Consider the following 12,353-nt stretch of genomic DNA (forward strand, 5'->3'; position numbering starts at 1 on the left):
ACCACGAATTTCAACAAACTGTTGACGCCGCATCCCGGGCCTCTTTACGCTCCGGACACGCCCCCAGGACTCTGCCCCCTGGCCGTCGCAGTTCAGCAGCTCCCGTACGGAAGGTCGCCCCGACACCATGACGCAGCGTGTGCTTACGACCGAGTCCGGCGCCCCGGTCGCCGACAACCAGAACTCCGCCACCGCGGGTGCCGGAGGCCCGATCCTCCTCCAGGACGGCCACCTCCTGGAGAAGCTCGCCCGCTTCAACCGGGAGCGCATCCCGGAGCGCGTGGTGCACGCCCGGGGCTCCGGCGCGTACGGCTACTTCGAGGTGACCGACGACGTCACCGGCTTCACCCGCGCCGACTTCCTCTCCGAGGTGGGCCGCCGCACCGAGACGTTCCTGCGCTTCTCGACCGTCGCCGACTCGCTGGGCGGCGCGGACGCGGTGCGCGACCCGCGCGGCTTCGCGCTCAAGTTCTACACGAACGAGGGCAATTACGACCTCGTCGGCAACAACACCCCGGTGTTCTTCATCAAGGACCCGATCAAGTTCCCCGACTTCATCCACTCGCAGAAGCGCGACCCGTTCACGGGCCGTCAGGAGCCGGACAACGTCTGGGACTTCTGGGGCAACTCCCCCGAAGCCACGCACCAGATCACCTGGCTGATGGGCGACCGCGGCATCCCCGCCTCGTACCGCCACATGAACGGCTTCGGCTCGCACACCTACCAGTGGACGAACGCCGCCGGTGACGCGTACTTCGTGAAGTACCACTTCAAGACCAACCAGGGCGTGCGGTCCCTCTCCGCCGACCAGGCCGCCGAGCTCGTCGGCAAGGACGGCAACTCGCACCAGACGGACCTGCTCCAGGCCATCGAGCGCGGCATGAACCCGTCCTGGACGCTGTACGTGCAGCTCATGCCGGCCGCCGAGGCCGCGGACTACCGCTTCAACCCGTTCGACGTCACCAAGGTGTGGCCGCACGCGGACTACCCGCTCCAGCGGGTGGGCCGGCTGGTGCTGGACCGCAACCCGGACAACGTCTTCGCCGAGGTCGAGCAGGCCGCGTTCTCGCCGAACAACTTCGTGCCCGGCATCGGTCCGTCCCCGGACAAGATGCTCCAGGGCCGCCTGTTCGCGTACGCCGACGCGCAGCGCTACCGCCTGGGCATCAACCACACCCAGCTCCCGGTGAACGCACCGCGCGCCGCGACCGCGGACAACTACGGCCGCGACGGCCTCCACGCCACGCGGTACGGCTCGCGCCACGACAAGAACTACGAGCCCAACTCGTACGCGGGCCCCGCCCAGACGGACACGGCGCTCTCCGCTCCGCTCCCCGTCCAGGGCTGGACCGGCACCCACGAGGCGCCCGCCCACACCAAGGACGACGACTTCTTCCAGGCCGGCGAGCTGTACCGCCTCATGTCGGCCGACGAGAAGGACCGCCTGATCGCGAACATCGCGGGCGGCCTGTCCCAGGTGTCCCGGGACGACGTCATCGAGAAGAACCTCGCCCACTTCCACGCGGCCGACCCCGAGTACGGCAAGCGCGTGGAGGAGGCGGTCCGCGCCCTCCGCGAGGACTGACCTCACCCCCGAACCCTGCCCGCGCCGACGCGTCCACCCGGATGAGGGGTAATCGCACGGCGCAGGCAGGACGAGGCCGCGGCGGTGGCGTGATGCCAGTGCGGTGGTACGCGGGAGGGCGGCCCGGTCACCAGACCTGAAGGCCCGTGCAGCCCCCCTTCGCGCTACCGCCGCGGCCCCTGTTCCCCCTGAACCAGGGCGCGGAGTACGGATACGGTCCCGTACTCCGCGCCCTTCCGGTGCGTTCGGAAAACGCCGACGGCTCCATGAGGGCCCTTGGCTGCGTCGACCCCTCTGAGATCGGACAGTTGAGCGTCGCCCGCTACCTGGTGGGCTGGTGATTACGCTGCGAGGCATGACGACGGTGGAGAAGCGTGATCTGACGGGTCGAGCGCGGTTGCGGGAAGCGGCGCTGGAGTTGTTCGCCGAGCGAGGGTTCGAGGCAACTTCCACGCGAGCGGTCGCAGCGGCTGCGGGGCTGTCGCCGGCGCTCGTGACGCGGCATTTCGGGTCGAAGGAGGGACTGCGGGCCGCCGTTGATGAGTACGTGCTGGACCGGATCGGCGGGGAGTTGGCGGGAGTGGATCCGGATGCCGGTCTGATGGAGTCGTTGGGCAGGGTGTCGGCCCGGCTGTTCGGGGCGGATCCTGTGCTGCGCGGCTACCTGCGGCATGTCTTGTTGGAGGACAGCGCCGCGAGCGCCGAATTGTTCGAGCTACTTCCTGGATGTCTATCTCGGCCTGGGGGACAAACCCGCGGACTGGACGGGACCGTCCTGGCCGGACCTCCGGTTCGGGCACCTGTGGTTCATCCAGAACCTCCTGGCCTACACCGTGTTGTATGTCGTCTGCAGCCGGGCAGGCCGCCTCTTGCAGCGCCTGCGCCGCGGTGGACGAGTGCACGTTGCGTGCCCGGCGCCCCGGCACCGGGCCCTGCTCGGGCTGACTGCCGTGATCGCGGCCGCCACCTTCCTCGTCAGGCTGCGGTACCCGCTGGACGAGTGGGTCCCGGTGCTGGACTTCCCGCAGGTTGAGCCCGCCCGGGTGCCGCAGTACGCGGCATTCTTCGTCCTCGGCGTGCTGGCGTACCGCTACGACTGGCTGGAGGAATTCGACGCTCGCGTCGGCTGGGTATGGCTGGGCGGCGGCCTGACGGGAGTCACCGTACTGTTCGTCGTCGGAGCGGACGCCAACTGCTTCGGGCCCGGCGGTTTCAACGGGCCGGCACTGGCGTGGGCGGCGTACGACAGCGCTCTGTGTGTGTCGTTGTGCCTCGGACTGCTGACCGTATTCCGGGAGGTGGTCACCCGCAGCAGCCGACTGTCCGCAGAACTGGCAGCCGACTCCTACGGCGTGTACATCCTTCACGTGCCGCTGGTGGTGGCCGTGCAGTATTACCTGACGGGCCGCGGGCTCTCCCCGGCCGGCGCCTGGGTGACGACCGGGGCGTTCGCATCGTCGGCGGCCTTCCTGCTGGCAGCCGGACTGCGCCGGCTTCCTGGCGTCCGTCAGGAGATGTGAAGGCGTCAGCCGGTGAGACGGGGTTGTCATCCGTGGGGCCCGCGCACTCCCGGCGGTACGAGCCGTGGCGTCGGGCACGGTGCGAGGAGCGACCCACACCGAAGCCCGGCCGGAGTATCAGCGCTGCCAACCGTCGGCATTACGCAGTCCGTGGCCGAGCGCCCGATCCGAGGCGATGTGCAGCAGCCAGCCGAGCGCGAAGGTGAACAGCCCGACGTTGGCACCTGGCCCGTCGCCCGGCAGTAAGGGGACGACGATGAGCCCCAGAACTGGGACGATCGGCCGGTGGACGAGGTTGTAGGCGGGCACCTTGCCGCGTGGGAGCTGCCCGGGTTCGCGCGGCCCCGAAGGCCCGACAAACCGCGTCAGGTCGGGAGCGATGACGCCCAATATGCCCAGCGCAATCGTCCCGCCGCCGTGGTTGACCATCTCGAGCACAGTCCAGACCAGCAGAAACACAGAGAGCAGAGCCCAGGCACCGCGGACCACCCCCGAGGCCGAACTCCTCACAGCCCTGCGGCGCGTTGGGGATGTCATGCGTGCACTCCTTGCGAGGCGAAGGGGGCGGGACCCAGCTTGGGGCGGGGGGCGAATGGTTGGGAGTGACTCTCCTGGAGTGAGTCCGTTCGGGCCGTCAGTCGGCCTCTGCCCCGGCCGGGGTGCCGGTGGACGCGTCGATGTTCGGTGTCGGCATGGTGTTACGAGGCTTGTCGCCCTTCTCCGTTCCGCCCTGGCTCCGGGGCCGCGACACGTCCTCGATGCCCGGGAGGCGGCGGGCCGATACGACGAGGTAGGCGGTCGCGCCGAGCAGGACCACGATGGAGGTCCAGCCGTTCAGGCGCAGGCCGAGGAACGCGTGGGCCTCGTCGATGCGCAGGTACTCCGTCCAGAATCGGCCGGCCGTGTAGGCGGCGGCATACAGGGCGAAGGCCCGGCCGTGGCCCAGTGCGAACCGCCGGGCCGCCCAGAGGACCAGTGCGGCGACGCCGATGTCCCAGAGCGACTCGTAGAGGAAGGTGGGGTGATACGTGGTGATGCCGAGCATGTCGGACGGACGGTGTGCGCGGTCGATCTCCAGGCCCCAAGGCAGCGTGGTGGGGCGGCCGTAGAGTTCCTGGTTGAACCAGTTGCCCCAGCGGCCGATCGCCTGGGCTACGGCGATGCCCGGGGCGATGGCGTCCGCGAAGGCGGGAAGGGGGATGCGGCGGCGACGGCAGCCGATCCACGCGCCAAGACCGCCCAGAGCGATGGCGCCCCAGATGCCGAGCCCGCCCTCCCACACGTACAGAGCCCGGATCGGCTCACCATGGATGCCGAAGTACGCGTCGGGGCTGGTGAGCACGTGGTACTGCCGTCCGCCGACGAGGCCGAACGGCACGGCCCAGACGGTGATGTCGGCGATGACGCCCCGGTCCCCGCCCCGTTCGACCCAGCGCCGGTTGCCGAGCCAGACCGCTACGAACACGCCGAGGATGATGCAGAAGGCGTAAGCCCTCAACGGCACCGGGCCCAGGTGCAGTACCCCGGTTGCGGGGCTGGGCAGGTGGGCGAGATCCATGCTCACTCCGTAGCAGGCTTGGTGAGGGATTGGTCATCAGGCGCGCACCGGACGGCTTCCTGCCGGAACTCCTTGTCCAGGAGCCGTGACCGCTGGGCACCCCGGGCGGCAGTTGTCCGCGCGTCGCCCGGTCGAGCGAGCATTCAGGGCCGGCGCCTGAGCGTGGTGCCGAGTGCGGCGGTCCATAGCAGGAGCAGGGGGCCAGGAGCGGAACACTTGGCGATGGCCGTCACGGGGCATCGCCGCCCTGCTTGTTCCGGAGCAGGTCGGTGAACGCCTCGCAGCCGGTGCGCCAGGCGGCGTCCAGGGCTGCGCCGGGCGGGAATCGGCCGTCGAGTTCGAGTGTCACCATGCCGTGGGCGAACGCCCAGAACGACCGCGCGATCTCGATGTCGCCATGCACCGCGCGGGCCAGGGGCATCGCCGCGCGGTCTTCGAGCCCCTCGGGGAGCGCGGGGCGGGCGAGCGGCCGAGTGTGGGTAAGACGGTAGAGATGCGGGCCGGCGAGCGCATGCTGCCGATAGGCGCTCGCGAGCACCAGCAGGGGCGGATCGTCGCCGATCTCGGCCTCAGCAGCCTTCCTTGTACAAGCACTTTCCCGACAAAGCCGCTGTCGAGGCAGGGCTTCAAGCGCAAGGGATGGTTCGCCTGGCGCAGGACATGGAGTACGGCTACCGGCGTTAGCCGTCAAGGGCGGCAGGGATGAACTCGGCCCCGGCCGAAGCGAGTTCCTTCCGAGTCGGCGGCGGTGACCGCGAGTGCGAGCGCATGTCCTCCAGCGTGTTCAGCACCCGGATCGAGGGACTGGTCCGCCGCCCGCCTGCCCGCCCCGGACGACGACGGCTGCCGGGCCGTGGCCGTAGGCGTCTCGGCCCGCGGCGACCTCCCCGGCCGCGAACCCGATCCCTGTCAGAGTGCTGTCGGCCCCAGGCTCCTTGCGGCTGAACCATCAGAGCGCCGTGGGCGATGTAGGCGTTGAGCAGATTCACGAGGATGAGGAGTACGCCCCACGGCCCTCTGAACACACCGGTCACTTCAGAGCGCTCTCAGGTCATGGCCCGAACTCCTGGACGAGATATCCCCCAGGGCAACGCGGAGAGCGCCTACGGGGGTCCGCAGGCGCTCTCCGGGGGCGGGGGTGCAAGGGGCCCTGGGCGTCAGGCCCCCACGTACGGCCTGATCGCCGTGGGCGCGTGGGCCGGGTCCGTCGCGATGTCCTCGAACTCGTTGACCGACGCGATGTCCGAGCCGCTCATCGAGATGTTCGTGACGCGTTCCAGGATCGCTTCGACCACCACCGGGACGCGGTGTTCCGCGGCCAGCTTCTTCGCTTCCTCGAAGGCCGGGAGGAGGGCGTCCGGTTCGGTGACGCGGATGGCCTTGCAGCCGAGGCCCTCGACCACCTTGACGTGGTCGACGCCGTAGACGCCCAGCTCCGGGGAGTTGAGGTTCTCGAACTCCAGGTTGACCTGGAAGTCGATGTCGAAGTTGCGCTGGGCCTGGCGGATCAGGCCGAGGTACGAGTTGTTGACCAGGACGTGCACGTACGGGATGCGGTGCTGGGCGCCGACCGCCAGCTCCTCCAGCATGAACTGGAAGTCGTAGTCACCGGAGAGCGCGACGACCGAGCCCTCGGGGTCCGCCGTGGCGACACCCAGCGCGGCCGGGATCGTCCAGCCCAGCGGGCCCGCCTGGCCGCAGTTGATCCAGTGGCGCGGGCGGTACACGTGGAGCATCTGGGCACCCGCGATCTGGGAGAGGCCGATCGTCGTGACGTACCGGGTCTCCGGGCCGAACGCGCGGTTCATCTCCTCGTACACCCGCTGCGGCTTCAGCGGCACGTTGTCGAAGTGCGTACGGCGTTGCAGGGTCGCGCGGCGCTCCTGGGTGGACGCCGACCACGCCGAGCGGTCCTGCAGACGCCCCGCCGCCTTCAGTTCGCGGGCGACCTCGACGAACAGTTCCAGGGCCGCCTTCGCGTCGGACACGATGCCGAGGTCCGGGGCGAAGATCTTGCCGATCTGGGTGGGCGCGATGTCCACGTGGACGAAGGTGCGGCCCTGCGTGTAGACGTCGAGCTTGCCCGTGTGGCGGTTGGCCCAGCGGTTGCCGATGCCCAGGACGAAGTCGGACTCGAGGAAGTTCGCGTTGCCGTAGCGGTGCGAGGTCTGGAGGCCGACCATGCCGGCGTTCAGCTCGTGGTCGTCGGGGACGATGCCCCAGCCCATGAGGGTCGGGACGACCGGAACGCCGGTCAACTCGGCGAACTCGACGAGGAGTTCCGACGCGTCGGCGTTGATGATTCCGCCGCCCGCGACGAGCAGCGGGCGCTCCGAGGCGTTCAGCATCTCCAGAGCTCGCTCGATCTGCTTCCGGGTCGCGGCGGGCTTGTGCACCGGCAGCGGCTCGTACAGGTCGGGGTCGAACTCGATCTCGGTGAGCTGCACGTCGATCGGCAGGTCGATGAGGACCGGGCCGGGTCGCCCCGTACGCATCAGGTGGAACGCCTGCTGGAAGACGCCCGGGACCTGCGCGGCCTCCAGGACGGTGGTGGCGGCCTTGGTCACCGGGGCGGCGATCGAGGCGATGTCGACGGCCTGGAAGTCCTCCTTGTGGAGGACGGCGGTCGGCGCCTGGCCGGTGATGCACAGGATCGGGATCGAGTCCGCGATCGCGGAGTACAGGCCGGTGATCATGTCGGTGCCGGCCGGTCCCGACGTACCGATGCAGACGCCGATGTTGCCCGGGCGGGCCCGGGTGTAGCCCTCCGCCATGTGGGAGGCGCCCTCGACGTGGCGGGCGAGCGTGTGGTGGACGCCGCCGGCCGCCTTGAGGGCCGCGTAGAAGGGGTTGATCGCGGCGCCGGGCACACCGAACGCGTTGCTGACGCCTTCGCGCTTGAGGATCTCGACTGCCGCGCGGGCAGCGGTCATACGAGGCATTGAGTGCTCCTGCTCGTCCCTGGGTGGAGTCGGGCTCTTCGCGCCACCTGAGAGCACCTATTCCGTAATGCGGAAAGTTTCTTCTGTTATGTGGAAGCAAATCTAAGGCGTGCCCGGACCGTCGTCAAGGGACGGGAGCAGTGCGCGGGGAAGGGCGGCAAGTGGAGCGATTCCCCACCGGGCGGAGGGCTCTTGGTGGAGCATGGGTGGATTACTGCAGCGGTACGGGAGGAGCCCCGGGTGGAGTCAGTGCCGGTACGGTGCCCGGCCTGCCGCCGCGACCACGCGTACGTGACGCCGGTCTACCCCTGCCCGTGCGGGGAGCCGACCGCCCCGCCGCTGCTGCGCGGCGCACCGGTCACCCCGATCACCCACCGCACCTGGAACGACGACTGGGTGACCGTGCGCTGCCGGGGCTGCGGGCGGCACGACCAGTGGCCGCAGCCCGAGCTGTGCTGCCCGTGCGGTGCTGTGCTGCGGGTGCCGGTGCGGCCGGTGGCGTCCGCCGGGGCGGTCCGGCCCGCGCACATACCGCTGCCGCGCACCGCGGCGGCACCGCGGCCGGCATTCCGCCCCCTGACGATCCGGACCGGGCGCGACGCGGTCTCGGCAGCGGCGCACTACCTGACGTGGCTGGGCTTCCGCGAGGTCACGCATCCGGCCAACCGGCCCGCGTCCCGGATCGACCTGCGGGCGGCCGGGCTGATCGCCCAGGTGGACTCCAGCACCCGGCCGACCGCCCTGCGCGACGTCGAGTGCCTGTGGCTCAACGCGCTCAACGGCTCGGTGCGGGGGGTGCTGTTCTCGCTCGCGGGGTACGCGCCGGAGGCCCGGGGGCGCGCGGACGCACTGTTCGTCCCGCTGTTCGTCATGGACCTCACCGGCTCCCCGCAGCCGGTGAACGGCGCGGCGGACGAGCTCTTCAGCACCGGGGCCTGACCGCACGCGTCTCACATTTTCGGACACCGGGGCCGGGCGGCGTGTCGTGCCTCACAGAAACCGCCCGGCCACACTGCGTGTGATCCGTCACGTTCTGGCCAACGGCCCCCGATGTGCGGTTCGTTGTCAGTGGCGGGCCCTACAGTGGAACGCATGGTCTTAACTCCACGGACTTCACCACCCTCGGACACGCCCGCGCACGCCCCCGCGCTTCCCAGGCGCTCCGCCCTGGAGGCCAACGAGGCGATCCGCGCGCTCGTGGACGCCCGCGCGGGCCAGGACTGGTCCCCCGTGGAGTCGGCGGCCTACGAGGTGCTGCTGCTCCAGTGGGCCGCGGCTACGCGGGGCGACGCGGGGGACGTGATCGAGGCGGCCTGAGCCGCCGGACGCCGGTCCGCCCACCCGCGACGCCCTAACCCCCGTAGTTCTCCCGGAGTTCGATCTTGCGGACCTTGCCGCTGACCGTCATCGGGAAGGTCTCCAGGATCTGAAGCAGGCGCGGCACCTTGTAGTGCGCCAGCTGCCCGTCGCAGAAGGCCCGTACGTCCTCCAGGGCCGGCGGGTCGGCCGGGTCCGCGGGGATGACGCAGGCCAGCACCTCCTCGCCGTACCGCTCGTCGGGCACGCCGACCACCTGCACATCGGCGATCTTGGGGTGGCGGTAGAGGAACTCCTCGATCTCGCGCGGGTAGATGTTCTCGCCGCCCCGGATGATCACGTCCTTGATGCGGCCGACGATCTGTACGTAGCCGTCCTCGCGCATCACCGCGAGGTCCCCGGTGTGCATCCAGCGCCCCGCGTCGATCGCCTCGGCGGTCCGCTCGGGCTGATCCCAGTAGCCGAGCATCACGCTGTAGCCCCGGGTGCACAGCTCGCCGGACCGCCCGCGCTCCAGGGTCACCCCGGTCGCCGGGTCGATGACCTTGACCTCGATGTGCGGCATGACGCGGCCGACCGTGCCCGTGCGGCGCTCCAGGTCGTCGTCGCGGCGGGTCTGCGTGGAGACCGGGGAGGTCTCCGTCATGCCGTAGCAGATGGACACCTCGTCCATGTGCATCTCGGCCACCACCCGCTTCATCACCTCGACCGGGCACGGCGACCCGGCCATGATCCCGGTGCGCAGCGAGGAGAGGTCGTACGAGGCGAAGTCCGGCAGGTTCAGCTCGGCGATGAACATCGTGGGCACCCCGTACAGCGAGGTGCAACGTTCCTGCTGCACGGCGCTCAGCACGGCGGCCGGTTCGAATGAGCCCCCGGGGATCACGATGCACGCGCCGTGCGAGGTGATGCCGAGGTTGCCCATCACCATGCCGAAGCAGTGGTAGAAGGGGACCGGGAGGCAGACTCGGTCCTGCTCGGTGTAGGCGACCAACTCCCCTACGAAGTATCCGTTGTTGAGGATGTTGTGGTGGGAGAGCGTCGCACCCTTGGGGAAGCCGGTGGTGCCCGAGGTGTACTGGATGTTGATCGGGTCGTCGCAGGACAGCTCCGCCTCGCGGGCAGCGAGCTGATCAGCCGTCATCCGGTGTGCCGAGGAGAGCAGTTCGCCCCAGGACGCGTCGCCGATGTAGTGCACCGCGCGCAGGTCCGGGCAGTTGGCACGGACCTCCTCGACCAGGGCCCGGTAGTCACTGGTGCGGTGCGTGAGGGAGGCGGCCAGGAGGGAGATCCCGGCCTGCTTCAGCACGTACTCCAGCTCGTGCGCCCGGTAGGCGGGGTTGATGTTGACCATGATCGCGCCGATGCGGGCGGTGGCGTACTGGACGAGCACCCACTCCGGGCAGTTGACCGCCCAGATGCCGACCCGGTCCCCCTTGGCCACGCCCGACGCCATCAGCGCCCGCGCCAGCTCCTCGACGTCCGCGGCGAACTCGGCGTACGTCCAGCGCCGCCCGGACGGTACGTCCACCAGCGCCTCGCGGTCGGGCCAGGCGGCGACGGCCCGGTCGAGGTTGCGTCCGATGGTGTCGCCCAGCAGCGCGGTGGTGCCCGTGCCGTGTGCGTAGGACGGCTCGGTCATGCCAGGTCCCCTTCGGCGTATTCGGTGCCGCCGCCCTGGGCGGTGCGCTCGCGCAGTTCGATCCGGCGGATCTTGCCGGAGACGGTCTTGGGCAGTTCCGCGAACTCCAGCCGGCGCACCCGCTTGTACGGGGCGAGCACGGAGCGGGAGTGGGCGAAGAGCACCTTGGCGGTGTCGGGTCCGGGCTCCCAGCCCTCGGCGAGCACCACGTACGCCTTCGGAACGGAGAGGCGTACCTCGTCGGGCGCCGGGACGACAGCGGCCTCGACGACCGCCTCGTGCTCCAGCAGGGCGCTCTCCAGCTCGAACGGGGAGATCTTGTAGTCGGACGACTTGAAGACGTCGTCGGCACGTCCGACGTACGTGATGTAGCCGTCCTCGTCGCGGGAGCCGATGTCACCGGTGCGGTAGTAGCCGCCGGCCATCGCCTCGGCCGTGCGCTCGGGGTCGCCGTGGTAGCCGGTCATCAGGCCCACCGGGTGCGACGACAGGTCCAGCGAGATCTCGCCCTCGGCCGCTCCGGGCTCACCGCTCACCGGGTCGAGCAGGACCACGTCGAAGCCGGGGCTGGGCCGTCCCATCGAGCCGGGCTTCAGGACCTGGCCGGGGCTGTTGGCGACCTGCACGGCGGTCTCCGTCTGGCCGAAGCCGTCGCGGATGGTGACGCCCCAGGAGCGCCGGACCGCCTCGATGACCTCGGGGTTCAGGGGTTCGCCGGCCGCGACCACCTCGCGCGGCGGGGTCTTCAGCTGGGTCAGGTCCGCCTGGATGAGCATGCGCCAGACGGTGGGCGGGGCGCAGAAGCTGGTGATGCCGGAGCGGTCCATCTCGGCCATGAGCCGGCCCGCGTCGAAGCGGGTGTAATTGAAGATGAAGACGGTCGCCTCGGCGCTCCACGGCGCGAAGAGGTTGGACCAGGCGTGCTTGGCCCAGCCGGGCGAGGAGATGTTGAGGTGGACGTCGCCGGGCTTGAGGCCGATCCAGTACATCGTCGCCAGGTGGCCCACCGGGTACGAGACATGGGTGTGCTCGACGAGCTTGGGGCTGGCGGTCGTGCCGGAGGTGAAGTAGAGCATCAGCGGCTCGTCCGCGTCGGTCTCGCGGTCCGGCGTGAACGGGCGCGGCGCCTCGGCGGCCTCCGCGTAGTCGAGCCAGCCCTCGGCCGGGGCGCCGACGCAGATCCGGGTGTAGCGGCCGGGCACCTCGTCGAACTTGGCGGTGTCGGTGTCCCGGACCAGGACGTGCCTGACCCGGCCGCGTTCGACCCGGTCGCGCAGGTCGGCGGGGCCGAGGAGCGGGGTCGCCGGGATGACGACGGCGCGCAGCTTCATCGCGGCGAGCGCGGTCTCCCACAGCTCGACCTGGTTGCCGAGCATGACGAGGATGCGGTGCCCCTCGCTCACGCCCTGGGCGCGCAGCCAGTTAGCCGCCCGGTCGGAGCGGGCGGACATCTCGGCGAACGACACCTCGGTGCGGGTGCCGTCCTCCTCGACGATGTGCAGGGCGGTGCGGTCGTTGTCGCGGGCGATGACGTCGAACCAGTCGAGCGCCCAGTTGAAGTGGTCGCTGCGGGGCCAGCGGAAGCCCGCGCGGGCGGCGGCGTAGTCCTCGCGGTGCCGCAGCAGGAAGTCCCGGGCCGCCCGGAACGTCTCCGTCGCACTCGTTTCCGGCATGTGCCCTCCTCTTTACCGACCCGGCCGGTCCCCCGGGTCCTCACATGATGTAAACAGTGACCCAGGTCTCACCACCCCCGGACGGGGGTGTCGCGGGGCCGACATTCCATCGGGGG

The 12,353-nt window shown here is 70.2% G+C and carries 10 protein-coding genes and 1 pseudogene; 5 read left to right on the forward strand and 6 right to left on the reverse strand.

The window, feature by feature from the left end; all coding sequences use genetic code 11:
- Positions 1–127 precede the first annotated feature (127 nt).
- From BLW14_RS05275 to BLW14_RS35005, 3 genes and pseudogenes are all read left to right on the forward strand, one after another.
- Entirely contained in the window at positions 128–1,585 is a 1,458-nt protein-coding gene (locus tag BLW14_RS05275) for a catalase (RefSeq protein ID WP_093704828.1), read from the forward strand.
- Between the two features lie 355 nt (positions 1,586–1,940).
- Positions 1,941–2,111, forward strand: a pseudogene (locus BLW14_RS35000) (helix-turn-helix domain-containing protein); the annotation flags it as partial.
- 145 nt (positions 2,112–2,256) lie between these two features.
- Positions 2,257–3,105 carry an acyltransferase family protein gene (locus tag BLW14_RS35005; RefSeq protein ID WP_256332682.1) on the forward strand — a complete coding sequence of 283 codons (849 nt, stop codon included), beginning with the start codon at positions 2,257–2,259 and terminating at the stop codon, positions 3,103–3,105.
- 117 nt (positions 3,106–3,222) lie between these two features.
- Here the strand turns inward: BLW14_RS35005 and BLW14_RS05295 are convergent, their stop codons facing one another.
- From BLW14_RS05295 to gcl, 4 genes are all read right to left on the reverse strand, one after another.
- The gene (locus BLW14_RS05295; RefSeq protein ID WP_093704834.1) at positions 3,223–3,642 is read right to left on the reverse strand and encodes a DUF4260 family protein; all 420 of its coding nucleotides are present in this window, start codon (positions 3,640–3,642) and stop codon (positions 3,223–3,225) included.
- A gap of 97 nt (positions 3,643–3,739) precedes the next feature.
- Positions 3,740–4,663: a prolipoprotein diacylglyceryl transferase gene (gene lgt, locus BLW14_RS05300; protein ID WP_093704836.1), complete on the reverse strand. Its 924-nt coding sequence runs from the start codon at positions 4,661–4,663 to the stop codon at positions 3,740–3,742.
- Between the two features lie 229 nt (positions 4,664–4,892).
- Positions 4,893–5,201 (reverse strand): TetR-like C-terminal domain-containing protein, encoded by a 309-nt coding sequence (locus BLW14_RS05305; RefSeq protein WP_371128050.1) that lies wholly within the window; start codon positions 5,199–5,201, stop codon positions 4,893–4,895.
- Positions 5,202–5,820: 619 nt separating this feature from the next.
- Positions 5,821–7,596 carry a glyoxylate carboligase gene (gcl, locus tag BLW14_RS05310; RefSeq protein WP_093704838.1) on the reverse strand — a complete coding sequence of 592 codons (1,776 nt, stop codon included), beginning with the start codon at positions 7,594–7,596 and terminating at the stop codon, positions 5,821–5,823.
- Positions 7,597–7,845: 249 nt separating this feature from the next.
- On the opposite strand from gcl, the gene BLW14_RS05315 reads away from it, so the two are divergent.
- Both BLW14_RS05315 and BLW14_RS05320 read left to right on the forward strand, forming a co-directional pair.
- Positions 7,846–8,544, forward strand: coding sequence for a hypothetical protein (locus tag BLW14_RS05315; protein WP_093704840.1), 699 nt, complete (start codon positions 7,846–7,848; stop codon positions 8,542–8,544).
- 153 nt (positions 8,545–8,697) lie between these two features.
- A complete protein-coding gene (locus tag BLW14_RS05320; protein ID WP_018523791.1) occupies positions 8,698–8,922 on the forward strand; it encodes a hypothetical protein in 225 nt (74 codons plus the stop codon).
- A gap of 34 nt (positions 8,923–8,956) precedes the next feature.
- Here the strand turns inward: BLW14_RS05320 and BLW14_RS05325 are convergent, their stop codons facing one another.
- Together BLW14_RS05325 and BLW14_RS05330 are read right to left on the reverse strand one after the other, a co-directional pair.
- The gene (locus BLW14_RS05325; protein WP_093704842.1) at positions 8,957–10,564 is read right to left on the reverse strand and encodes an AMP-binding protein; all 1,608 of its coding nucleotides are present in this window, start codon (positions 10,562–10,564) and stop codon (positions 8,957–8,959) included.
- Positions 10,561–12,237 (reverse strand): AMP-binding protein, encoded by a 1,677-nt coding sequence (locus tag BLW14_RS05330; protein ID WP_093704844.1) that lies wholly within the window; start codon positions 12,235–12,237, stop codon positions 10,561–10,563. The genes BLW14_RS05325 and BLW14_RS05330 overlap by 4 nt, the downstream gene beginning before the upstream one ends.
- Positions 12,238–12,353 lie beyond the last annotated feature (116 nt).

The organism is Streptomyces sp. 2131.1 (assembly GCF_900105515.1).
Lineage (GTDB): Bacteria > Actinomycetota > Actinomycetes > Streptomycetales > Streptomycetaceae > Streptomyces > Streptomyces drozdowiczii.

Excerpts from the sequence above, each read along its gene's own strand:
- gcl (WP_093704838.1), bottom strand. The coding sequence starts at position 7,596 with ATGACCGCTGCCCGCGCGGCAGTCGAGATCCTCAAGCGCGAAGGCGTC.
- BLW14_RS05275 (WP_093704828.1), top strand. The coding sequence starts at position 128 with ATGACGCAGCGTGTGCTTACGACCGAGTCCGGCGCCCCGGTCGCCGAC.
- BLW14_RS05325 (WP_093704842.1), bottom strand. The coding sequence starts at position 10,564 with ATGACCGAGCCGTCCTACGCACACGGCACGGGCACCACCGCGCTGCTG.
- BLW14_RS05320 (WP_018523791.1), top strand. The coding sequence starts at position 8,698 with ATGGTCTTAACTCCACGGACTTCACCACCCTCGGACACGCCCGCGCAC.
- BLW14_RS05295 (WP_093704834.1), bottom strand. The coding sequence starts at position 3,642 with ATGACATCCCCAACGCGCCGCAGGGCTGTGAGGAGTTCGGCCTCGGGG.
- BLW14_RS35005 (WP_256332682.1), top strand. The coding sequence starts at position 2,257 with ATGTCTTGTTGGAGGACAGCGCCGCGAGCGCCGAATTGTTCGAGCTAC.
- BLW14_RS05330 (WP_093704844.1), bottom strand. The coding sequence starts at position 12,237 with ATGCCGGAAACGAGTGCGACGGAGACGTTCCGGGCGGCCCGGGACTTC.
- lgt (WP_093704836.1), bottom strand. The coding sequence starts at position 4,663 with ATGGATCTCGCCCACCTGCCCAGCCCCGCAACCGGGGTACTGCACCTG.